The sequence below is a fragment of the Paenibacillus sp. UNC451MF genome (genome assembly GCF_000686845.1).
In the GTDB taxonomy this organism is placed as follows: Bacteria; Bacillota; Bacilli; order Paenibacillales; family NBRC-103111; genus Paenibacillus_S.
On sequence record NZ_JMLS01000009.1, the window covers coordinates 27206 to 51605 of the forward strand.

The following is a 24400-nucleotide window of genomic DNA, read 5'->3' on the forward strand; positions in this document are numbered from 1 at the left end:
TATTATAATAAAATTATAAAACCAAATAAAAACGAAGAGGTGCCGTTATGTTAAAAGTGGAATACCATGGCCATTCCTGCGTTCAGCTGTCTGACGGAGAGCATTCCCTTATTATCGATCCGTTTCTTACCGATAACCCTTCGGCTATCGTCAAGCCGAAATCGATTCGCGTTCAGCATGTATTGCTCACTCATGCTCATGCAGATCATATTCAGAACGCTGTCGAAATCGCAAAGGCAAATGACGCTACATTGATTGCCATCCATGAACTGGCTACTTATATGAGCTGGCAGGGTATCAAGGTCAGAGATATGAACATTGGAGGCCGCCTGTCGCTCGGTTTTGCAGAGCTGCAAATGGTTCAAGCCTTCCATAGCTCCGGCATCATCGACCACAGTAAGCAAGAAATTATATATGCCGGTATGCCTGCCGGATTTATTATTCGTTGGAACGGGCATTCGATATTGCATGCCGGAGATACGAACCTGTTCCTTGATATGAAGCTGATCGGAGAACGCAATTCCATTGATTTGGCATTTCTGCCGATAGGGGATCTATTCACCATGGGACCGGAGGACGCAGCCGTCGCTGCAGAGTGGCTGCAAGCCAAGCAGGTCGTTCCCGTACACTACAACACCTTCGAGCTGATTCAACAAGACGGTGCCAGCTTCGTGGATATGCTGAAAAGCCGCGGAATTCAAGGAAACGTTATGCGTCCTGGGGAGCACATTACTCTATAGCACGCACAAAAAAGCCTGCAGCAGCCTTCCTTTAGGAAGCCATCTGCAGGCTTTTTGCCGCCCCATCCGTTTGATTCGAATGAAGATCCGTACGTCCTCCAGAGCGCCTGTAAACTTCGACGAAATTATTGGGCAGGCGGCTGGTTTCTTACGGCTGTTGGTTACCCCATTTCACAACCCATTTATCCATTTCCTTCAGGGCTGCCCGAAAGTCAATCCCCTTTTCCGTTAAAGAATACTCCACAGTAACCGGAACGGTTGGAAAAACCTCACGACGAACAACCCCGGTTTGTTCCAAGTGGCGCAGCGTGTCGGTCAGTGACTGGGTTTTGACGATAGCTACGTCTCTTTGCAGCTGTTTAAACCTTCTTGGACCTTTATGCAGCTCTGCAATGATCAGAAAAGCCCACTTGGCACCAAGAATTCGAAGCACCTCGCATATGTTGGAGCCAGCAGGTTCGTTATCTTGCAAAGGTTCCATCCCGCGCCACCTCACTTACTAATAATTAGTTAGTCCATTTATCAGGACAATATCCAAATACTTTGCCTTCTTTCATTATTATACTGACCTCCTTATAATGTCAATCAAGGGATCCATATAACAGTCGAATTGCTGATCAGACATGAGCTAGCCATGCATCTGTATCAGCTCGGTTCAAGAAAGAGATCCACCGAAAGGAATGATACGAATGAATCGTCTAAATATTTATCTTCTTGCTTTAGGTGCTTTTGTAACAGGAACCGCTGAATTAATTGTTGTCGGAATATTGCCTGCCATTGCCAACGATCTGAACATCTCCATCGCCTTGGCAGGGCAATTGATTACCGTCTTTTCACTGTCATTTGCAGTCGGCACTCCTATCCTCGTGGCAGTGACTTCCCGTGTAAGACGTAAAACGCTGCTACTAAGTTCACTCGGTCTTTTTATTATAGGCTGTCTGCTTTCTTTCATAAGCTTCGATTATACCTTCTTAATGGGCTCCCGTATCATTCTTGGTTTAAGCGCTGGCATCTATACTGTCGTTGCTTTTAGCTCAATTGCCAAGCTGGTTCCCCCCGAAAAAACAGGCAGCGCTATCGGTATGATAGCGCTCGGAATAAGCAGTGCCATGGTGCTCGGAGTACCCGTAGGCGTAGCCATTGTCGGATGGTGGAGCTGGCAGGCCATCTTTGCCCTGCTGGGCGGTGTCTGCTTGCTAGTTCTGCTTGGAATGGTCCGCATGCTCCCACAGATTGAAGGGGATACTCCGGTATTGTTCCAGCAGCAGTTCAAAGTGTTGGGCAATCCGGTCATTGTCAGCGGTTTGCTTCTCTCCCTGTTCATGACTTCGAGCTGCTCACTCATGAATACTTATTTGACCCCATTTTTATTAGATGTTCTTCATATGCAATTCTCTTCCATCGGCTTTATGATGCTTGCTCTTGGAATTGCTGGCGTGATCGGTTCTCGTATTGGGGGAATCGGAGTCGATCATTGGGGTACCGTTCGAATGATCTCCATCTGCCTAACGATTCTTGCAGCCTCTCTGGCACTGCTTCCTATATTTCATTCATCGCTAGCCGTCGGAATCGTCTTAATCCTCATTTGGATGTTCGCGTTGTCGATGATGGTTCCTGCCATTCAAACCTATTTTATTCAACAAGCTCCTCAATCGTCCAATCTGGTTCTTGGTTTGAACACTTCGATTCTTCACTTGGGAGTTGCAGTAGGTGCAAGTGTAGGGGGGATAATGGTTAAAACAACGGCCACTGTGTTTTATCACCCATGGATTGCAAGCTGCATTCTAGCTGCTGCATTGGCAGCAGCCTTCGTTTCCTTCAGCTTGCGCAGGAGGAATGTTTCGGAAGCGGCATGATCCCCGTTCGGCAGTAGAACTTGCTAATAGGCTGCACCCATTTCTGCTAATCGACAAGTTACTGTGAGCGTCGACTCATCCTTCGTCGTTTTCATACGACATTATTCTTCACGATTCGACATTTAATTTATATACCCTTTATTTAACTTGATAAAACTTACGAAAAGCGGCCGGAGTTAACCCTTCGTTCCGCTTAAATATTTTTATAAAATAACTTGGATGATCGAACCCCACCATCTCCGCAATGCTCTTAACCTCCAGATCCTCTTGTGTCAGCAGCTCCTTTGCTTTCTGAACGCGAATGCGGTTAAGGTACTCTATCGGGCGAGTTCCTAATGTCTGTTGAAAAAGCACGCACGTATAGGGAGTCGATACACCGATCTGATCTGCCAAGTCCTGCAATGTAATTGTTTTGCCATAGTACTGATCGATATAAGCCAATGCCGGTTGAATCATATCAAAATATTCATCATTGGAGTCGTTGTCAGTGAAGTTCGTGGAGCAGCGATGCAGGTCCAGCAACAGGGCGTAAACAGATTGTGAGCAATCATGGCTTAATGGCACCCGTTTGGTGCTGAACAAGGCAAGCATCTCTTGAATCCGGTTTAGGATTTGATCGGGATTGGCTAGATCAAGTACAGTTGACTCGTGAAAATGAAGCGTTCTCAATATTTCTTTTGCCAATCTGCCTTGGAACTCAATCCATTGGACTGTCCATGGAGTCTCTACAGCATAATAGTGATGCGGGACCGTAGGAAACAACAGCATACCTTGTCCCTTGGACACGGTTATTTCCTTGTCAGCCATCTTAAGTATCCCTTTTCCATTGATGCATTGAATCCACTGAAAGGTAGGAAGACCGTTCCTTCGATTAACTTCCGGCTGATTCCTCCATCCCCCAATAGATGCTATATAGAGAGGCAAATGTACGTCTACTTCTGTCGGGGTATTCCATATGTTCCGGCTAGGATTCAAGTCCACCACTCCCTCTAACAGTTTAATATTGTTATATTATCACAAAATAGTCTGATTGATTCCATAAAATATTAGATGTTATTATGAGACATGTCAATCAGGAAGCAAGCTTTAGACAACGAGAGAGTATAAGAAGAAAGCTGTTTATTAGCTGAAAAACCGCGTAAGTATAGCGTTCTTCTATAAAAAAACGACTATTCTCTACTAGAGGGGTTAACTATGAAAAGACTTGTTATTCTTGTAAACGCTTTATTCAGAAACACTCGACTGATTCTCTTGTATATTCAAAAAACAATACTTTGTTCATACATTTCCCACCGAAAGACCTATTGGACATAACCTAACCATCATGATCTCTTGCATAGCGTGGAACCAATTACCTAATTAGCAAGAAGCCAAGGATGGCCTCTTCTCAAACTCGTCAGTGTCTAAAACCCAACCTCATCATCTATGTACTTCATCAAGCTGCTCTAAGTTCCTTACAATCATGAACTTATTCTCGCTAACTTTTTCTTATTGTAAGCGCTAACACTTTGCTTATCAAGGAAATTTATTCTATTTTTTCAAAAAAATAAGATGCTGTGGCTGTTAGTCCATTCTCCGTCACATGCACTTTATTATAAATAGCTTCAAAAGAGATTTACAAAAAGAGAGAGATTTTAAATGGTACTGAGTGGGTTCAATACAACAAAAAAACATGTATGGAGGGGCAGCAATGAAACGTATTCTTTCTACCGTCTTATCTTTATCGATGGCTTTCTCGATGGCACCCGGTATCGTTGGAGCGACTGACGCTCCCAAGGATTCTTCAGCTTTCAGCGATTTAAAAGATCTTGATGCAGGTTCAAAGGCCAAATTTGATGAGATGCTTAAAGCAGGCATATTTGACGGAGTACAGGATGGAGTTTTTGGTCTCAAAGATAAAATGACTCGTGCGCAGTTTGCCAAAGTCGCATCACTCATTTTTCAGTTAAAAACAGACATGGCGTTAAAGACCTCTACTTTCACCGATGTTTTAGCGGATGATCCGACTAACGGTTATGCACTGCCATACATAGACGCTATTTCCAAAGCAGGCATCACAGATGGATACGGCGAAGGACTGTTTAATCCAGGGGGACAAGTTACCAAGGAGCAGCTGGCTGCCTTCTTAATCAAAGGCTTGAAGCTTGATGCCAAGCTGAAGGAAACCAAAGGTGTTCAAGATGATACTGTATCGGATTGGGCAAAAGGCTATGTCGCTCTGGCGATCGAGAATAAGCTGATGTCCAACGGAGCAGGCGGGAAATTCGAGGGCACTTCTCCAGCAACCCGTGATCTGCTGGTACTCTCGGCCTATGAAGCGCGCAAGCTGAATACAGTCTCAAAGATCGAAACGGTAACGAAGGTTTCTATAGAGAAAGCGGAAGTAACAGGAGCCAAGACGATTTCCGTCACACTTAACGGAGCTCTGGCAGACACCGCCAAGCTGAATGCAACCGTATCCCGTGGGGCAACTGCCGTTCCGGCAACTGTGAAATGGAACGATACTAAACACCAGTTCTCATTGGTGACAGAAAGTGCAATGAGCGAAGGTACCTATACCGTCAAGATCGAGGCCGTCAAGGACGGCGGACTTACAGTAGATAAAGGAAAAGCGGATGTAACCGTCCAAAAAGAAAACATAACCAAAATTGATTTTCTATCTGCATCCGATACCATTGCTCAAGGCAATAAAGTAACCATCTCCTTCAAAGCGATAAATCAATACAACGAACAGTCCGACATCCCTGCTTCTCGCTTTGATATTAAAACCAGTCCGAACTTGACCGTTCAGTCGTCCGTTAACGATCAAACATTCAGCATTCGTATCGATGATTCGTTTGACCGTAACGATAATATCTCCTTTACGATTTCAGCACCCGAAAATTCTGTACATGCCAGCAAAAATTACCGGGTTGGAGATAGACAATCGGTTGCCAAGATAGAATTAGGTAAACTGATACTGAAAGGAACGAAGAAGAAACTTGAAGCTGGAGATTCAGCCGTTCTCGAATACAAAGCCTATGATCAGTACGGCTTCCTGGTAACCGACCTTACTACACTGCGTGAGGAAACGATTACCTATGTCACTGGAGCAGATGCTTTAGAGTCAGGAACCATAACGGATAATAAGGTTCGAGTAGACAAGGGCTTCGGTTTCTACGATGACGAAGATAATGACAATAAGCCGGATTTAAAAATAAATACGGCCCAGATAGATTCCAGATCCTCATCAGCCGACCAGGAAATGACGCTTGCAGTAACAGCTAATGCATCGGGACAAACGGCAACAACGAAAATTGTCGTTACTCCTCTAAATGTTCCATACGATATTAGCTTTGGTAAGCTAAGCTCCAATATGATAGCTTGGGGAGATGACGATGCCTACCTTCCTATTGAGGTTAAAGATAAATCCGGGAATATATTAAGCACCGATGATGTTCTTCAATTCGTCGATGATATCCGGATCTACAGCACCGGCTCAGCAAGAGTCGATGTAGACTCAAGAATCGCTACTGAAGGTGTGTTCAAAGGAAAGGTCAAAATCGGCGGTCTTAAAGTGGCCGATGAGGACACACGTAAAGCGGGCACCTTAAAGATTGAAGCCGTTGTTGGCAACTCGGATCAAAAAACAAGCTTCAGTACGACGGTATCTGAAAAAAGGCATCCAGAGCAAGTCTACGTTTCATCCGAGCCTAAACCGAAAATGCTTCCTTCGATGACTGCTTTTGGAATATCGACCAACAATATGTTGGTGGAGAACAAAATGAAGCTTAAATTTAAAGATCAGTATGGTGAGGATTTTGACAAAGACTATTCCGGTTACGAAGTGGATCTAAGCTTGAAAAGCACTAACGGTACCGTTACGAACGCCGTTTATTTCTCAAAGGGTTCGTTCACAGGAACACCGACATGGGTATTAGCTGCTGATGAGGCTTCATCCAAATATACTAGCGTTCTTACGTTTAAAGGCGACGATACTCGTGCGGAGGGCTACAGCGCTGCCAGCACAACTATCAAATCTATCAGGGATACCGATCTCACCTTTACACCAATTACTGGAGACAACAACGAAGCCACCTATCAAATGACTGCACGACTCTATAAAACAGGTACCAACCGATCGGAAGTGTCTTCAGTTACCCGTACAGTAGATCTAATTAAGGCTAAAGAAGCCGAAAAATTAAAATACTCGCTTAAATCGTTTGCTAATGGGCTTGTAGCGACAGATGAGCTTAACACCAATAATTTCGCTGGCAATCCGTCAGCCAATCTGGCACCGTTCACGCTGCCTATCGTAAAAACACCGGAAAACGATGTTGATGTATTAAAAAGCTACTTCGCCGGTAAAATTGAATTGTCAGCGACCAATTCTTTCAATGATAATGTCGCAATACCGAATAACCTTATTCAACAAATTAGCGTGAGTGGTGGATCAGCCGTAGCCGTTGCAAAAATTAAAGTAGATTCTTTTAACTTTGACGCCTATGGTATCTTGGGTACTAAAGAAGGATCTGCGGATGTTGCAGTTACCTTCTTGCCATCCAATGTTTCGGGCACTCGCATAGCTACTTTAACCAAAATTCAAGTTAAAAAAGAATATGCAACAACAGCTTCACTCACTGCCGGAGAAAACGGCAAAGCTAAAGAAGTATGGTTATCCTTGCTGAACAAGCTTCCTCTTCACTCCGGGGATTCCGCTGTTAATGGGGCGACTCAGCGCAAGAAAACATTCGGTGATTTGAAGCTTAAGGACCAATACGGCTACACCGAATATAAAAACTACGGGGTATACCGGTCAGCCGATTTCTACGGAACTAAATTCACTATCAGTAATGCGAAGTGGTCGGATCCTGCAAATCCAGGTGTTATCCGTATAGATATCGATACGCAAGCCGGTACAGGCGTCTATGTGTACGAACCGGGACCAGGCGGAAGCCGAATCATTTCCTTTACCGCCACTGTATTTAGCGGAAATAAATCGCAGTCGGTGGATGTATATCCAGATCCAGCGCATTAATACAACTACCTTCACCAGAATTAATTTACAATATATGTAAATTAACTCCGATCTATAACACACAAAAAAAGCGTCCTGTTTGTATAAACAGGACGCTTTTTCCTATCAAGCCGATTCCGCTGTCTTTCGTGACTCCGTAATCTTTTTCACTTGGAAGGTTAGCATTATAAAATGGAGGAAGAAAACCGCCGAGATGATATAAAATACAATCGGAATCCCCATATTACTTGCAACAACACCACCAAATAAAGACCCAATGACGTTGCCTAACGAGTTGGCACTGGCATTATAGGAGAAGACGCTCCCCTGAATGGTCGAAGGAGTTAAGCTCCTTAGCAATGAGCTAATCGACGGAATTAACCCGCCTACACACAACCCAGATAAGAAACGTGCTCCCATTAAAATCCATGGATTCGAAATTTGCGCTTGCGGGATATATAATACCGAAATCAGCAGCAATGAGCATAGCAAAATGGTTAAATGCCCGTGCCTGTCCCCCATCCGCCCCAAGATCGGAGCGGCAATCATCGTCCCTAATGCGCTAGATGCGAAGATAAGACCTGCCATAATTTCTACGTGGTTTTCAATATGCATGCTTTTGACATAGAGCGTAATAATAGGACTTATACTCTGAAAGCTTGCAGCGATAAGAAACGTGGAAATAAATAACGTTAATATAGCTGGCTTGTGCTTCATTACCTCTTTAAGGCTCGTTCTCTCCGGTTTTTGCTCCCTTGATGCCTTCCATTTCAAATCCTGAAACCGGAATTTGGCATATTTGCGTGTTTCTTTAACACCGAACAAGACGAAAATGGCTGCAATAAAAATGAAAAAGCCCGTAAAAAAGAACGAATTCCGCATGCCCAGCCATTCAGCCATTACACCGCCAAGCAAAGGACCGAGCAATTGACCTGAAACCTGCCCCGTTTGAAGCGTGCCTAGAGCCTTGCCTACTTGTTCTTTTGGCGTTTCAATCGCCATTAGAGCGACCGCACATGTCGAGAAGCCCCCCATCGTACCAAAGAGCGCTCGAAGTATCAGCAGCTGAAGCGGCGTATGTACAAGACCCATTGCAGCGATGATGATCGCCAAGCCAAAGCCCGATCGAATCATCGTTAATCGCTGGCCGTACTTATCCGAGAATTTCCCCCAAAAGGGTGATACAATCGCAATCATCAAGTGATTGACTCCAAAAATCATCGCTGCCCATAGGGCCGCCTGCTTTACATCATGAATGCCAAGCTCCTGAACATACAGTGGCAAAAAAGGAATAATCATTCCAATCCCGACGGAGCTGAAAAAAGTACCGAACCATAATATGAACAAATTGCGCTTCCATGCTTCCATCTTGGATAGACCTTCTTTACTAGTAATTTGTGCAACAACCCTCTGGAATGCACTAGCCATAAGGACTATTGTTAGATTACTCCCATAGAATGAAAGAAACCATGGATTTCCATGCTGCAAAACATGTACTATCTTGCTTTCACTGCTGACACCATCTACTTAAGTCTCATATAGATGTAGATACTTGACGGATTTCATCGGGAATGATACGATCACAATATATATTATTCACACTTATTTACTTGGTTTTATAAAATTGTTTGTCGACCAGCTAACTGGAGACTCCCTTACCCGCTTATTGGTAAATGGAGTCTCTTTTTTATTTACCTACTATTGAAGGAGTGTTGTCCCATGGCCAAAATTGTTGTGATCTCTGGAAGCCCCTCCGTTAGCTCCCGTTTGAACGGAGTACTTCAAACCATCCAATCCCAGCTTCTTGCGGAAGGTTTGGAATTAAGCTGGATCGATGTCCGCAATCTTCCACCGGAAGACCTTATTTACACGAATTTCAAAAGCCCAGCCATTATTGAAGCCAATGAACGGATAGCTGAAGCCCATGCTGTCGTAGTAGCCACCCCTATTTACAAAGCTTCTTATACAGGTGTAATCAAAACCTTTCTAGACCTGATTCCTCAAAAAGGGCTGGAGGGAAAGGTTATTCTCCCAGTCGCTATTGGAGGGACGATCGCCCACCTGCTCGCGTTGGATTATGCATTAAAGCCAGTGCTTGCTGCATTAGGTGCAAGGATACAATTGCCAGGTGTATATGCGTTGGATACCCAGGTTCAACGCAATGAAGACGGTACGTTCGAGCTGGATGAAGAGCTCGGGCAGCGCCTTACAGCTGCTACGGAGGAATTCGTCCAAGAATTTCGCCATCGTCTTCAGCTAAACCCCATTGCAGCTCAATCCTAATTACTTCTCCCTGTACCGCGTGCGAACGCGGTTTTTTTAATTTTATAAATAATTTTACTTTTCCTACTTGAATTGTCGGATTAATAATGCTAAGATTTCTATCAACATCATCTATACGGTTTATAGCGCCGATTGGATAACCAAAGGCTCCCACTGTCGTTGTACGAATACGCGACAATTAAGGGAGTCTTTTATTTTTTAGACGAGGGGGACCCTACATTATGAGTACAACAAAACGTGAGATGCATCTTAATTTATTCCTTGTCCCGGCAGGACATCACGAAGGAGCCTGGAGGCATCCGGATACGGATGTGAATCAATTATTACAATTTGAGCACTTTCAGCGAATAGCGCAAAAGGCAGAACAAGCCAAATTCGATTCTTTATTTATGGCCGACCGTTATTCCACCTCCAAAAGAGCCGTCGCTTACGGGGCATTGACAGGATTGGAGCCTCTTACACTCCTAACGGCTCTCTCCGTTGTCACCAAACGGATTGGCCTCATTGCCACCGTATCTACAAGCTTCAACGAGCCTTTCAATGTAGCACGCCGATTCGCTACGATCGATCACCTTAGCTCAGGCCGAGCCGGCTGGAACATTATAACCTCCGGTACGGATGAAGAAGCACGAAATTTCAATTATGAGCAAATCCCCGGACATGCGGAGCGTTACGAGCGGGCTCAAGAATTTGTCGAGGTGGCGACGCGCTTGTGGGACAGCTGGGAAGAAGATGCATTAATTCTTGATCAGGCTGCCGGCGCCTATGCCGACAGCAGCAAAGTACATGAGCTGAATCACAAGGGAGAGCACTTTTCCGTACGCGGACCACTCAATGTATCCCGTTCACCACAAGGCCGCCCCGTCCTGGTGCAGGCCGGCTCCTCTGAAGACGGACGCCACTTTGCTTCTACTGTAGCGGATGCGATATTTACCGCTCAACAAACGCTTGCCGACGCTCAAGCCTTTTATTCCGATGTCAAAGCTCGTATTCGCCAAAGCGGACGTAACCCCGAGCATGTCATCATTTTACCCGGCATTTGCCCTATCATCGGGGAAACCGAAGCTGAAGCCAAAGAGAAAGAAGCCAAGCTCCACGAGCTGACCAATCCGAAGTATAGTCTGCTTCAGCTATCAAACCGAATAGGCTTTGATCTCACCTCCTATCCGCTCGATGGACCCATGCCTGATATACCGGAAAATGACTTATCCCGTGGGCATCAGAGCCGGGCACAGCTCATTATTGAGCTTGCGCATAATGAAAATTTGACCCTGCGTCAGCTGCTCTTACGTCTTGCTGGGGGGCGTGGTCACCGTACTATTGCAGGTACCGCAAAGCAGGTTGCTGATGAGCTTGAAGTCTGGTTTAAGGAAGGCGCTGCCGATGGCTTTAACATTATGCCTCAATTAATGAATGGCGGCTTGGATGATTTCATCGATTATGTCGTACCAGAGCTTCAACGTCGCGGATTGTTCCGTACCGAGTACACGGGCCGTACGCTGCGCGAACATTATGGACTGCCTTATCCGCAAAGTTCTTTCGCTGCACAACCGCAGTATCAATAAATAAGCAGTAACCTGTGATCCGGGTTAAGGAAGGGAGATTTCTTATGAGTGGTAAAGCTAGACAAATGCATTTAGGCGCTTTTTTATTCGGTGTCGGGCATCATGTCGCTGCATGGCGCTATCCGGAAACGGAAGCTCACGGGATCTTGGATCCCGCATTCTACGAGCGTTTCGCCCAAACGGCGGAACGAGGTAAATTCGATATGCTGTTCCTGGCAGATTCATTGGCATTGCTCGGCAGTTCCCCCTCCCACACCGTTTCCGTCCGCCCAGAGCCGATCACCCTGCTGTCTTATTTGGCAGGGGTCACCCAACGAATTGGCTTGGCCGCCACCGTATCGACGACCTATCACGAGCCCTACAACCTAGCCCGTGAATTTGCTACACTTGATCATTTAAGCGGGGGGCGGGCAGCCTGGAATGTGGTAACCTCAAGCCGAAATGAGGAGGCAGCGAATTTCAGCAAAAAACAGCATCCTGAGCATTCAATTCGCTACGCACGCGCGAGAGAGTTTATTGAAGTTGCCACTTCCTTATGGGACAGCTGGGAAGATGATGCGATCGTATTCGATCGAGCAACCGGCCAGTTTGCTCACCCGGGTAAAGTGCATCCAATCGATTATCAGGGGGAGCATTTCAGAGTCCGAGGGCCGCTTAATGCTCCCAGGTCACCCCAGGGGAGGCCGGTTATTATCCAGGCCGGTTCATCCGAGACGGGACAGCAGCTCGCTGCGGAAACCGCAGAGGTTATTTTTACCGCATGGCAAACCATTGAAGAGGCTCAGACTTTTTACCGTAATGTAAAATCACTGCTTGCACAGTATGGGAGGTCTCAGGATGATCTAAAAATCATGCCTGGTATTTTCCCGGTCATTGGCAGCACAGAAGCAGAAGCAAGGGAAAAAGAGCAATTACTGCAGCAGCTGGTGCTGCCGACAGTCGGCTTGTCCATGCTATCAGGATCGTTGAATGTCGATCTGAGAAATTATCCGCTGGACGGTCCTTTGCCGGAGCTGCCTGAGCTCGAAGCTGTTAACGGTGGAAAAAGTCGTTTCAAGCTCGTATCTGATATGGCTAAACGCGACGGACTTACAATCCGGCAGCTAATATATCGTGTAACCGGAGCACGCGGTCACCGCACCATCTATGGTACCCCCATACAAATTGCCGACCAATTGCAATCTTGGTTCCATGCAAATGCTTGCGATGGATTCAACATCATGCCGCCATATTTGCCGGGAGGCTTAGAAGAGTTCGTCGATCAGGTCATTCCTGAGCTGCAAAATCGCGGTCTGTTCCGTACCGAATACAGTGGAGCAACGCTTCGAGATCATCTCGGTTTGAAACGACCTGCTAGTAAATTCAGCCGTCCCCCCGCTTCCTCATCTATTCACTAAGCATGAAAGACTTTTCCTTCATCAACTACTTGTAGCATACACTTAAACGAGGAGTGAAACGACTATGGGAGAAACAAAACGCCAGCTCCATCTAGGAGCCTTCATATACGGAGTAGGCCATCATATCGCAGCCTGGAGATATCCCCTGACAGATTCGCTAGGATTGTTCACTTTTGAATTTTACAAACAGTTTGCGCAAACAGCTGAACGAGGAAAATTCGATATGATTTTTATCGAGGATATTCCCGCTCTACCCGAACAGCTTGAAACCGCAATACAATATACCGTCCCCGTCCGAGCCGAACCGCTAACTCTGCTGTCCACCCTTGCTTCCGTCACCTCGCATATCGGATTAGCCGGTACCGTATCAACGACTTACAGCGAGCCCTTTCATGTGGCCAGAAAATTTGCTTCCCTTGATCACTTAAGCCGTGGCCGTGCGGCCTGGAATGCAGTTACAACCAGCATGGAGATTACAAGCCAAAATTTTGGCCAAGATCATCATCTGGATCACGCCATTCGTTATGAACGTGCACAAGAATTCGTAGAGGTCGTCACCTCGCTGTGGGACAGCTGGGAAGACGGTGCGCTCCGTATTGATAAAGCCACCGGACTATTTGCCGATCCCGATAAAGTAAATGCCATTCGCCATCAGGGCAAATATTTCTCGGTTCAAGGCCCTCTCTCCATCCCCCGAACTCCTCAAGGCCGCCCTGTACTTGTTCAAGCGGGCTCCTCCGAGACCGGGCAGGATTTTGCTGCCAAGACAGCAGAGGTCGTGTTTACGGCATGGCAAACTCTCGAGGAAGCGCAAGCGTTCTACAGCAGTCTGAAAGGACGTCTTGGCAAATACGGACGTAAACGGGACCATTTGAAAGTTTTACCTGGAGTGCTGCCGGTGATCGGTTCAACAGAACAAGAAGCACGTGAAAAAGAAGCTTATCTCCAGGAACTGGTACTGCCCGAAGTCGGCTTATCGATGGTGTCACGAACATTAAGAATAGATCTGTCTTCCTATCCTCTCGACAGGCCGGTTCCCGATCTTCCGGATGCTACGAGCATAAACGGAGGCAAAAGCCGTTACCAGCTCCTCGTCGATATGGCTCGTCGTGACAAGCTGACCATCCGGCAGCTGGTGGCCAGAGTTACCGGCGCACGCGGACATAAAACGATTCACGGCACACCTGAGCAAATTGCCGACCATCTGGAAAGCTGGTTTACGAACGGGGGCTGCGACGGCTTTAACATTATGCCCCCTTATTTGCCCGGAGGATTGGAGGAATTCGTCGATCACGTTATTCCTATATTGCAAAAGCGGGGCTTATACCGAACAGAGTATAGCGGTACAACATTACGTGACCACCTGGGGCTTGAAATCCCGGGCAACAAATTCCAGCAAGAACGCCACAAGCAGCAGCAAGCCAATTAGTGTTCATATCGATTCAGTAACCATAAAAGGGGGTTATCACTATGGCAGCGTGGTTAAATAAAACGTTAATTTCCACTCTATTAAGCATTATCTTCTTATCAATGGCTTTAACGGGCTGCGGTAAGACTACCGCTTCCGATACAACGTCCGCTGCTCAAGCGGGAAGAGCGGAGAAGTCCAAGGAGAAGATCGTCCTCAACATCGGTGTCCAAGGCAAAACCGGCATTCTTCCCTATGCAAGAGATAAAGGAGCATTTGAGAAAGCTTTTGCAGCCGTTGGGGTTGAAGTGAAATGGAATGAATTTGCGAGCGGACCCCCGCACTTTGAAGCATTGGCTGCAGGACGAATAGACTTCGGTTCCGTTGGAGGGACGCCTGTCGTATCAGGACAGGTAGGAGGCATCGATTTCAAAGCTATTGCAGTGACCGGCGACGGCAAGAAAGGCAACATGATAGTCATTCCCAAGAACAGTCCGATTAAAGAGCTGAAGGACTTGAAAGGGAAAAAGATCGGGGTAGCCAAGGGCAGCAGCGCGTACAACTTCCTCTATCTGGCAATTGACAAAATAGGACTCAAAGGGGATGACGTCAAAGTCATTCAGCTTCAACCCGATGAAGCCAGACCAGCTCTTGATTCCGGCGCCATTGACGCCTGGTCGATTTGGGAGCCTTACGCTACTACAGCTGTTTTTCAGACCGGGGCTAAAATATTGGTAACTGGTCAAGATCTGAACATTAACGCACCCGGCTTTCTCATTGCCCGTACAAAATTCACGAAGGATCATCCTGATCTAACCGTATTATTCCTCAAAACCTATGAGGAAGTTCGTAGATATTACACAGAGCATACCGACGAAGTGACCGAGGAGCTATCCAAGTCTCAGAAGCTAGAACGTGAAATCATCAGCACCGTATTGAAAAACACCGAACCGCTCCTCTCTCCGATCACACCGGAATTCGCCAAAGCTCATCAAGAGCAAGCTGATTTTCTCTTCTCCGTTGGCGCTATCAACAAGAAACTTGATACAAGCCAAGTACTCGAAAGCAAATTCGTAGAGCAAGCATTGAAGGAACTGAAGGATAAAAAATAAATCCGTTATGCTTTCCAGGAAAGTGACGGTTCAACGAAATGAACATTTTGTTGGGCCGTTTTTTCTTTATCCGGACGGGAGAATTTTTTTAGAACCAATAAATATACAGAAAAATCCAATGCCCCCTATTTTCCAGAAGCAGTTAGTAGGTTCCGGGATTGGATTGGCAGTGAACCTTATTTCTTATGTTCCTGGGGTCAATATGATAAGAATCAATTGACAAAGGATTACAATTTGAACAAGGTGAATACGATCTGGTTGAAGAATCATATCAGTATCAAGCATCAGCATGGGAAGATGATAGGTCGAGAACGTGGCGTTGGTATGGAGAGAGCTCTGCACATGCTTAAGCTGCCTTTGGAAGGCACTCATCACAGGGGAATAGATGACGCGAGAAATATTGCGAAGATTTTTGCCAAAATATTTGATAATCTGGAGTTTAGATAAATTCCAGTACAATTCGGAGGGCCGGGAAGCCATGTGGAACAACCTTTTTGAAACCGAGTATGTGAAAGGGCAAGAAGTAACTCCAGAAGAGATTCAACAATTTCTTACTACCTGGAATGAGAAATTGTCGGAAGCGGAGGTTGACGAGATCGTCAGCAGGCAGAGTAACCCATTTCCTGTTAGCCATGAACTACACAGTCAATACCAACCATTTGATCCAACTCTATGGGTAATACCACAAAAGCAATTACCCGCCAGTTATATTGAATTTTTGAAGTATTCGAACGGTGGGGAGTTTCAGAACGGGGAACGATATTTCCAGTTTTTCAGCACGAATCAGTTCAGAGAATACAATTTAGCTTATGAACTACCGGAATACATGGAGGCTGCGGTATCTTTTGCTATGGACGGCTGCGGCAATCACTATCTATTTGATATGAGAGAGGATATGAAGCACAATGAGTATCCGATTCTTGTCGCACATTCGGGGTACTTGGATTACGAGGGATGTGTTCAGGTGGCTAATTCTTTTCTTGAACTTTGTACAGGGAGAACCTCTATGGATGATGAAATGAATAAACGCTGGGAATAGTAGAGTCATTCAACAGATATGGGAGAGAAGAACAGTGAGTATGATCCATTAGGACTCCTGCCCGCTCCCCTTCCCTCAGTTGCTCTAGTTTCGCGTTCCTTCATTAATATAATTATCCGTTATAGCTGTCGCGCCACTTCAGCAGCTTCTTCTCCAGCAGCCTCACTAACGAATCCGTCACCTTGCCTACGATGGCAAAAATAATGATGCCGACAAACACAATCTGCGTCTGAGAAAACTGTCTTGCATCCATAATTAAGTAGCCAATCCCTTCACTCGAACCCATGAGCTCAGCTACGACCAGACCTAACCAAGCAACGCCAAGAGATAATCGCAAGCCTAACAGCAAGTTCGGCATCGCTGCCGGGATGACTAGACGGGTAATCTGATTCCAGCGATTAAACTCCAGAATACGGGCCACATCAAACAGCTTGGAATCGGCGCTGCGGATACCTAGAAACGTATTCACATATAAAGGAAAAAATGCCCCTTTGGCAATCAGCAATATTTTGGACAGCTCTCCAAAGCCGAACCACAAAATAAACAACGGGGTAATTGCCAAATGCGGGATCATGCGCAGCATTTGTACCGTAGGGTCCAGCGTTTCCTCCGCCCTTCGGAACAAGCCGCTCACAAGGCCTAACAGCAGCCCAAGGCCGCCGCCTAACAAAAATCCTACAGCCGCACGGTACACACTAATTTTCAAATGCTTGATCAGCTCTCCGGAGGAGGCCAGTTCGATAAAAGCTTGGAAAATAGCTAAAGGGGTAGGCAGCAGCGTTTTGGAAATGAGCTCTAAGCTGCCGGCAATTTGCCATATAATCAACACGGAAATAGGTAAGATCAAGCCTCGGACAACAATCGCCCACTTGTCATTACGCTTTCGACGAACTGCCGTATCCTTACCTTCTGCTTGCTGCGTTGCCCCCCCGATAGCTTCCGCCTTGGCCGGACCTGTGATCGTACCTGTTGGATTTATCATTCCAATCACCTCTCTGAGTATGTTTCTTTATATCCCCGAGCTATCTATCAGTTCAAGCTCATCCACACGTTCAAACTCGTTGAGAACTTTATGACGCATTTCCTGAAAAGAAGAGGTCGTCTTTTTTCTTGGGAAAGGAAGATCCACAGGAATAATTTTGCGAATCGTGCCTGGGCGAGCATTCATAATGACGACCCGGTTAGCCAAAAATACCGCTTCATCAATATCGTGCGTGACCAGAATCATCGTCGTCTTGTTCTGCTGCCATATATCAAGCAGCACCTCCTGCATGTGGCTTCTCGTAAACGCATCTAGCGCGCCGAACGGTTCATCCAGCAGCAGCACCTTAGGCTTACGTAAAAGTGCTCTGGCGATAGCTACTCTCTGGGACATGCCTCCCGATAATTCACGGGGATACGCCTTCTCGAATCCTTTTAGACGAACGATCTCAATCAGCTCATCGACTTGGCGTCGAACCTCAGGATCACTTAACCGCAAATCAGCAGCAATATTTTTCTCCACAGTCAACCAAGGAAACAGACGATGTTCCTGAAAAATGAACCCTTTGTCGATACTTGGACGGTCCACAGGCCGATTTTCCAGCAGCACTGTCCCCTCATAGCTCGTATCGAGTCCTGCAATAATTTTTAACAAAGTACTTTTACCGCAGCCACTGGGTCCAATGACAGTAACGAATTCCCCCTGCTTGATACGGAGCTCAATATCACGCAGTGCTTGTACGGAGCCTTGCGGAGTTGCAAAACGTTTATGCAGTCCATTAATTTCGAGGGTAATAGACATAAGATAATCCCCTTTCAGGCTTGTCATTAAACAAAAAGAGACTCCCTTTATCGCTATTGAAGCCCTAGTTAGGGCCCTGCATATAGCCTAAGGAAGTCTCCGGTGTTCCGGTTGACCTAATTACTATGGTCTCACAGCTATTTCTGCTGTTCGGATTTATACTGCTCTAACGCCTTGTTTATATATTGATTATTGACGACCTTGGATGTATCGATCTTTTTCTTGATCGCTCCTTGCTCATAAATCGAGTTGGCCGTGTCCTGCTGAATTTTGATGATTTCATCCGTTATAGGCATGTTGGTCGGTTCCGTGTTTTCAATGACTTGACGAATAATTTCGCGGTCTACCTTTTTCAGTTGGGCGTAGACGTCAATCGCCTCTTCTAGGTGCTGCTTCTGCCACTGCTGCGTCTTTTCTTCCACTTTCAGATACAGCGTCACAAGATCGGGATGCTCTTCCGCAAACTTGTTGCGGACAATTTGAAACCCTGCGCCCTTAGCGTCAAAGGCTGTTCCATCCACCAAGACCCGTGCTCCATTCAGCACCTTTTGAGTAGACATGAACGGCTCCCATATGGCCCATGCATCCACAGAACCTGTCTCAAATGCCGGCTGAGCTTCGTCCGGTTGAAGCGAAATGATCTGAACGTCGGTCGGCTTCAGATTAGCCTTTTCCAGTGCCTTATAGACGACCGTTTGAGCCGAGCTGGCTTTGGCAAACGCGATCTTTTTCCCTTTCAAATCTTGAATTGTTTTGATCGGGCTATCTTTTTTAACCAAAATAGCATTGCCTTTGGATCCAAAGCTGGCTGCTGCAATTTCTGTAAAAGCGACGTCCGCTGCTTGGCCCGAAATAACTGGAAGGTCTCCTACCCTCCCAAAATCAAGCCGATTCGAGGCAATCGCTTCGAAGTAAGATGGGCCGCTTTGAAATTCTATCCAATTTACCTTGGCTCCAACCTTAGAAAATTCCTCTTCGAACCAGCCCTTCTGCTTGGCGAGCAAAATCGGCCAAATGCTTTGTTGAATACCGATATTGACGACCAAAGGCTCTTTGGAGCTTGTGACGGATGATGCCGCACTATTGCTGGACTTGCCATTAACTTCTGTTTTAGGCGTACTGCCACATCCTGCAAGCAGCAGTAATCCCCACGTAACTACTATTAAAAGTGACAACCATTTTATTCTTCTCATATTGACTCCTCTTTCCGATCCCATCTTGTGTGAAAATACAAAAAAACCTTACTGTAGCTTTCAATAAAACAATAAGGCCTTCGGTTTTCCGATCGGCTAAAAGGCAATTAGAAGTATCCTTGAACTGCCTTTATCATAATACCTTTAATTCCAATGTGTCAACTAGGAAATTAAATTTTGTTGTGTTACTTTCTACTTTCATCCCTGGAGGAATGAGAATATAAAAGAGGGAATCCGGTTTGGATTCCCTCTTTTATATTAGCACTAGATATTACAACTGCTGTTGATACACCTTAAACAATGCCTGCGTACCACTGTCCTCTTCACCCATTTGAGCGAGCTGCTCATACAGAGAACGCGCAAGCGACAATCCAGGAAGCTCGAGATTCATCTCCTTCGCGGAGTCCAGAGCAATTTGCATATCCTTAATAAAATGCTTCACATAGAAGCCTGGTGCGAAATCCCCGTTGAGCATTCGCGGAGCCAAATGGCTTAAGGAGAAGCTTCCTGCCGCCCCAGTCTGGATACTTTTCAACACGGTAGACGGATCGAGGCCAGCCTTTTGAGCATAGCTCAACGCCTCGCAAACGCCCATCATATTGCATGCAATAGCGATTTGATTGCACATTTTCGTAAATTGTCCCGCTCCTGCAGGTCCTTGATGAACAATTTGAGTTCCCATGGCTTCTAGAACCGGAGCTACCTGATCAAAAGCCTCCTTACTGCCGCCTACCATAATCGATAAGCGAGCTTCTCTCGCACCGATGTCCCCGCCTGAAACGGGAGCGTCTAACGAGAATATTCCACGCTTCTGCGCTTCTTCTTCTATGCCCTTTGCGAGCGTTGGACTAGAAGTCGTCATATCTATAATAATAGTGCCAGGGTTAGCATGAGGAATGACGCCTTGTTCCCCCAGACACACTTCTTCAACATCATGAGGATAGCCGACCATCGTGATGATTACATTGCATAATGGAGCTAATGAGGACGGGGTATTGTGCCATTCAGCGCCTTGAGCAACCAGCTCATGGGCTTTTTCCTTCGTTCGGCTGTATACATGGAGCTTGTAGCCTTTACTCATTAAATGTCCGGCCATGCTTTTGCCCATGACACCCGTTCCTATAAAACCAATCACCGTATTTTGCGCAGTTCGTTCCAAGTTGAAGTCCCCTTTTCGATAAATTATTAGCTTTTCCTTCTTGGAAATAGGAGAAAAGACATTCCTCTCCCTCATTCAGAAAGAAAATGTCTCCATCGGTACGGTCGACAATAAACAGCTTAGCTGCTTCTATAATCCTGTCTACAAACTAACATTGCCAAGAAGCATTGTCAACTTAGAAACGCAGGAATGCATCCCGACAAAAACAGCAAAGAGGCAGTAAATAACCTGCCCCTTATGCTTGAATCGATCTCGTTATTTGGTTTCAGATTCAATCTTCTTGTTCACTTGCTCCTGTCCGGTTCTAAGAGCTGTATTCAGGTCGGTTTTGCCTAACAACAGGTCGGTGATTTGGCTCCGAATGGCATCCTCCACATACGTATCGTATCTGGTTTTCGGCGACGCCGTCGCAAACGTGTTGCTGAATACCGCATTTTTAATATTTTTATCTTTCAACGCCGTGTCCTGACCGAATACTTGCTTAATGGCATCGTTTTTCAAAATCGTAATACCGCCTGATTTGGAAAATTGCGTTTGATACTCATCGGTGATAAACAGCTTCGCAACTTCCATGGCTTCATCTTTATGCTCGCTTGTAGAGGTAATGAACATATAAGTCGGATAAGACTGACTGCCGACTTTTGGATTGTCCTTGAACGTAGGCAGCGCCGTTACATCCCAGTTCATGTCTTGGGTCCAGTTGTAATCACCGTACATAAAGCTGAACATGGCAACATTGCGGTTCTTCGAGAATTCATCGATGTATGGAACCTTGTACCATTGTTTTTTAAGATCCTCAAGCACTTGGCCGTAACCCTCGGATTGCATCGGCTTGATCAGCGTTTCTTGAATCAGCTTTTTCCAAGCATCCGTTTCGAGCGTAGCTTTCTTAGTTGAAGCATCGACATTAGCAAGCGATAGAGGATTCAATCTTAAAAAGTGATTGATCGACGTCGTATACCCTACATAATTCACACCATTATCGCTTCGGGTCAGCTTTTGCGACAGTGTCGCCAACTGATCCCAAGTCATTCCGTCCTTAGGATATTCAACTCCGAATTTATCGAAAATTTCTTTATTATACATCAATACCAAGGCGCTATTACTGATCGGAAGACCATATAAGCCCCCCATGACCTTGATGGCATCGATTGTTGATGGCTCGAATCGGCTCAAATCAACATTATGCTTCTTCACCAGCTCAGTTAAATCTTGGTTCAATCCAATATCCAGAAGCGATCCCTTCAAGCCGATTTGGCCTATGGAATCGATGAAAATATCGATTTTAGTCGTTCCGCTTGTAATCATTTCCGCCAAGCTGACGCTTTTATCTTTGGGTACAAATTTAGTCGTCACGTTCGGCAGCTTTTGTTTTATGTAATTTCCATACTGAGTTTGAAACTGTTCTTCCGTAATATTCCCATTATGATAGAAGTATAATTCCACTGGCTTCATATTGGCTGCCGCTGCCGCACCATCCGCTGCAGCCGGCTCCGTCTTCGAGCTGGAGCACCCTGATAAAATCGATCCAAGCAGCAGCGTTCCCGCCAACGCTAAAGTATGCTTTTTCATTGAATTGACCTCCCTATGCGATTCGTATTAAACCGCTTTCATAATTGATATGTTTCAACAACCGACCGACAATGGTACAATGCCTCATCTTTTTGTTTACTTTAGATGCATTGCCTTTGAAGAATAGTTCATAACTTGTAAATCAGTGAAATCGATTTCATGAAGGTATTATACTCAGCAGTTGGAATAATTGTCAAATAAAAAATATTTAAATCTATAAATACCCTTGTGTATAGGGTTATCCCTTAATCCTCGCCATTTCTCAATGAAAAAACAAGAATTGACTGAAAATGAAATCGATTTTACAATTTCAGGCTTTTATTTTCATACACTACAATTGCCTACAGGACAACTAAATTCCGTATTTAAGCTTTACAAATCTATCGATCCCTCTCGCTATCTATGAAAAGGTGAGTATTGCAATCGATTTCTTAATAGGTTATAGTCTTTTCAGAACTTAAATCCGTATAAGGTTGATGAGAATGGACATAAAAATTGTCGATGTAGCTGCCAAAGCAGGCGTTTCTCCCGCAACAGTGTCCCGGGTGTTGAACAACAACAGCAATGTTACATCCAAGACAAAAGACAGGGTCATGCAAGTTATCCATGAATTGGGCTATCAACCGAATGCCGCCGCCAAAAATCTTCGTTCCCAGAAAACAATGGCAATCGGCGTTATCGTTCCCGAAATCAACAACTCCTACTATGCCGAAGTGATCAAAGGCATTGAAAACCAGGCTTATGCCCTAAAATATAAAGTTATCATTTGCGATACATCCAACAACAAAGAAAAAGAGCTGGAATTCATCAATCTGCTCATGAATAAAACCGTAGACTGCATGATCCTTGTGACTCCCATGATGTCCGATGATGAAATATGCCATTGGGCCGATTTGGACTATTCCATAGGAATCGTAGGGCGGTACATTGAACACGATAAAATTCCGTGCGTTTATACGGATAACGTCAAGTTTTCCAAAGAAGTGGTCAATCATTTGGTAGAACAGGGGCATCGGGAAATAGCCTTCTTAAGCGGCTATGCAGATGCTATTGACAGCTACGAAAGATTGGAAGGCTATCTGAAGGGCCTTCGCGAGCATCATATTCCTTTTCGTCCCGAATGGATCGAGAACGGAAACTTTAACAAGCAAGGCGGCTATGAAGCGTTAAAGCGCCTGGTAGAGAAGCAGGTCAAATTCACTGCCATCTATGCCGCTAACGATGAAATGGCTCTTGGTATCTATCAAGCTTGCGGGGAGCTTGGGATCAAGATTCCTGAGCAGCTCGCTGTCATCGGCGTAGACAACAATCGTGTTAGCCGATATATCACACCTCAGTTAAGTACGGTGAATCAGCCTAAGAACAAAATGGGCGGAGCTATCGTCGATAGACTGATCGATCAGCTGGAGAGCGGTGAAATGACGGAGAATCGAGTGATCATACTTGAGTCTCAGCTCATCGTGCGTGATTCCTCCCGCAACCCTGCTTTGCCCTAGCGGAGCAAAAAAACAGGCTGGAGGGGCATACCCTACTGCAGTATACTAGCAATATTTCTGGATGGTCACTCGCGGAGAAATTGCTGATGGTCAAACTTTGACATTGGAAACCAGACTCAATGGCCAGGTTATGCAGCTCGCTGATACAGATATGCTGTTATTCTCCATCCTGAAGTAAATCACATTGGAACGCTTGCCAATAAGATCAGCGCAGAATAATTGCACTTATTCCTTAATGGACTTTAGCTGTCGGCTGAAGTCCTCTTTCTTTTGTTCCGCTTGATGCCCTGTCCTTCTCCGCACAGCGAACAGCCGGAGCACGGCATATCCTAGCATCCCCCCTGTTACATTCAATAGAATATCATCCACATCGAAAGTTCCGATCGATAATAGAAGCTGTATCACTTCAAACCCGAAGCTCAAGAAAAAGGAAACCAAGAACATACCCATCCATGTCCTGCGAAGGCCGCTGAACACCATGGGGGCTAAAATTCCAAGGGGGATAAATGCTTCAATGTTGCCGACGAGATTACCCGGAGGAAATTGTAAAAGATCAGGTGTGTGATTCAAGTCGCGAGCGATTTCCTTGAACAGAGTTATATTACCCGCGGCATGGAAACGCTGCAGTATATCATTCGGGTTATGCCAATTCTTCTGCAGCCGATCCATCAAATAGTCCACCTCTATTGGACCGAACTTGAATAAAATCACTTTAATCAGCAAATACAAATATATCGCAAATAGGACCGGCAGTACGAGGACATCCTTTCCTCTATGGATTCGTTTCACAAAAATCACCTC

At 45.6% G+C, this 24400-nt stretch carries 20 protein-coding genes; 11 read left to right on the plus strand and 9 right to left on the minus strand.

The features are described 5' to 3' along the window. Positions 1–47 precede the first annotated feature (47 nt). The gene (locus BP97_RS0112660) at positions 48–740 is read left to right on the plus strand and encodes a metal-dependent hydrolase (RefSeq protein WP_028549430.1); all 693 of its coding nucleotides are present in this window, start codon (positions 48–50) and stop codon (positions 738–740) included. Between the two features lie 148 nt (positions 741–888). On the opposite strand, the gene BP97_RS0112665 is transcribed toward BP97_RS0112660, so the two are convergent. Beyond that, entirely contained in the window at positions 889–1221 is a 333-nt protein-coding gene (locus BP97_RS0112665; RefSeq protein WP_028549431.1) for a winged helix-turn-helix transcriptional regulator, read from the minus strand. A gap of 208 nt (positions 1222–1429) precedes the next feature. On the opposite strand from BP97_RS0112665, the gene BP97_RS0112670 reads away from it, so the two are divergent. Continuing rightward, positions 1430–2596, plus strand: coding sequence for an MFS transporter (locus BP97_RS0112670; protein WP_028549432.1), 1167 nt, complete (start codon positions 1430–1432; stop codon positions 2594–2596). Positions 2597–2734: 138 nt separating this feature from the next. On the opposite strand, the gene BP97_RS0112675 is transcribed toward BP97_RS0112670, so the two are convergent. Next, complete coding sequence (locus tag BP97_RS0112675; protein WP_036745788.1) at positions 2735–3571, minus strand: AraC family transcriptional regulator; 837 nt, start codon at positions 3569–3571, stop codon at positions 2735–2737. Positions 3572–4286: 715 nt separating this feature from the next. Between BP97_RS0112675 and BP97_RS38820 the strand changes: the two genes are divergently transcribed. Further along, positions 4287–7613, plus strand: coding sequence for an S-layer homology domain-containing protein (locus tag BP97_RS38820; RefSeq protein WP_051620543.1), 3327 nt, complete (start codon positions 4287–4289; stop codon positions 7611–7613). Positions 7614–7718: 105 nt separating this feature from the next. On the opposite strand, the gene BP97_RS0112685 is transcribed toward BP97_RS38820, so the two are convergent. Continuing rightward, entirely contained in the window at positions 7719–8960 is a 1242-nt protein-coding gene (locus BP97_RS0112685) for an MFS transporter (RefSeq protein ID WP_028549434.1), read from the minus strand. Between the two features lie 351 nt (positions 8961–9311). Here BP97_RS0112685 and ssuE point away from each other — a divergent pair, with 351 nt between their 5' ends. From ssuE to BP97_RS0112720, 7 genes are all read left to right on the plus strand, one after another. Continuing rightward, positions 9312–9875 (plus strand): NADPH-dependent FMN reductase, encoded by a 564-nt coding sequence (ssuE, locus tag BP97_RS0112690; protein ID WP_028549435.1) that lies wholly within the window; start codon positions 9312–9314, stop codon positions 9873–9875. Positions 9876–10096: 221 nt separating this feature from the next. After that, entirely contained in the window at positions 10097–11440 is a 1344-nt protein-coding gene (locus BP97_RS0112695; RefSeq protein ID WP_028549436.1) for an LLM class flavin-dependent oxidoreductase, read from the plus strand. A 44-nt stretch (positions 11441–11484) separates the two neighbouring features. Then, positions 11485–12837: an LLM class flavin-dependent oxidoreductase gene (locus tag BP97_RS0112700; RefSeq protein WP_028549437.1), complete on the plus strand. Its 1353-nt coding sequence runs from the start codon at positions 11485–11487 to the stop codon at positions 12835–12837. Between the two features lie 64 nt (positions 12838–12901). Then, positions 12902–14266, plus strand: coding sequence for an LLM class flavin-dependent oxidoreductase (locus tag BP97_RS0112705; protein ID WP_028549438.1), 1365 nt, complete (start codon positions 12902–12904; stop codon positions 14264–14266). A 41-nt stretch (positions 14267–14307) separates the two neighbouring features. Next, the gene (locus BP97_RS0112710; protein ID WP_036745789.1) at positions 14308–15357 is read left to right on the plus strand and encodes an aliphatic sulfonate ABC transporter substrate-binding protein; all 1050 of its coding nucleotides are present in this window, start codon (positions 14308–14310) and stop codon (positions 15355–15357) included. 234 nt (positions 15358–15591) lie between these two features. Then, a complete protein-coding gene (locus tag BP97_RS39660; RefSeq protein WP_331281309.1) occupies positions 15592–15804 on the plus strand; it encodes a hypothetical protein in 213 nt (70 codons plus the stop codon). 31 nt (positions 15805–15835) lie between these two features. Continuing rightward, positions 15836–16396, plus strand: coding sequence for an SMI1/KNR4 family protein (locus BP97_RS0112720; RefSeq protein WP_028549441.1), 561 nt, complete (start codon positions 15836–15838; stop codon positions 16394–16396). Between the two features lie 112 nt (positions 16397–16508). On the opposite strand, the gene BP97_RS0112725 is transcribed toward BP97_RS0112720, so the two are convergent. From BP97_RS0112725 to BP97_RS0112745, 5 genes are all read right to left on the minus strand, one after another. Further along, positions 16509–17378, minus strand: a complete 870-nt coding sequence (locus BP97_RS0112725) for an ABC transporter permease (RefSeq protein ID WP_036745790.1) — start codon at positions 17376–17378, stop codon at positions 16509–16511. A 27-nt stretch (positions 17379–17405) separates the two neighbouring features. Then, on the minus strand, positions 17406–18179 hold the full coding sequence (locus tag BP97_RS0112730) for an ABC transporter ATP-binding protein (protein WP_028549443.1): 774 nt from the start codon (positions 18177–18179) through the stop codon (positions 17406–17408). A 137-nt stretch (positions 18180–18316) separates the two neighbouring features. Then, on the minus strand, positions 18317–19372 hold the full coding sequence (locus BP97_RS0112735; protein ID WP_081824110.1) for an aliphatic sulfonate ABC transporter substrate-binding protein: 1056 nt from the start codon (positions 19370–19372) through the stop codon (positions 18317–18319). 271 nt (positions 19373–19643) lie between these two features. Further along, positions 19644–20531, minus strand: a complete 888-nt coding sequence (locus BP97_RS0112740; RefSeq protein WP_028549445.1) for an NAD(P)-dependent oxidoreductase — start codon at positions 20529–20531, stop codon at positions 19644–19646. 255 nt (positions 20532–20786) lie between these two features. Then, positions 20787–22103: an ABC transporter substrate-binding protein gene (locus BP97_RS0112745; RefSeq protein WP_028549446.1), complete on the minus strand. Its 1317-nt coding sequence runs from the start codon at positions 22101–22103 to the stop codon at positions 20787–20789. Between the two features lie 482 nt (positions 22104–22585). Here BP97_RS0112745 and BP97_RS0112750 point away from each other — a divergent pair, with 482 nt between their 5' ends. Then, positions 22586–23599 (plus strand): LacI family DNA-binding transcriptional regulator, encoded by a 1014-nt coding sequence (locus BP97_RS0112750; protein WP_028549447.1) that lies wholly within the window; start codon positions 22586–22588, stop codon positions 23597–23599. 225 nt (positions 23600–23824) lie between these two features. Here BP97_RS0112750 and BP97_RS36115 read toward each other — a convergent pair whose 3' ends face one another. After that, positions 23825–24388: a VanZ family protein gene (locus BP97_RS36115; RefSeq protein WP_051620544.1), complete on the minus strand. Its 564-nt coding sequence runs from the start codon at positions 24386–24388 to the stop codon at positions 23825–23827. Positions 24389–24400 lie beyond the last annotated feature (12 nt).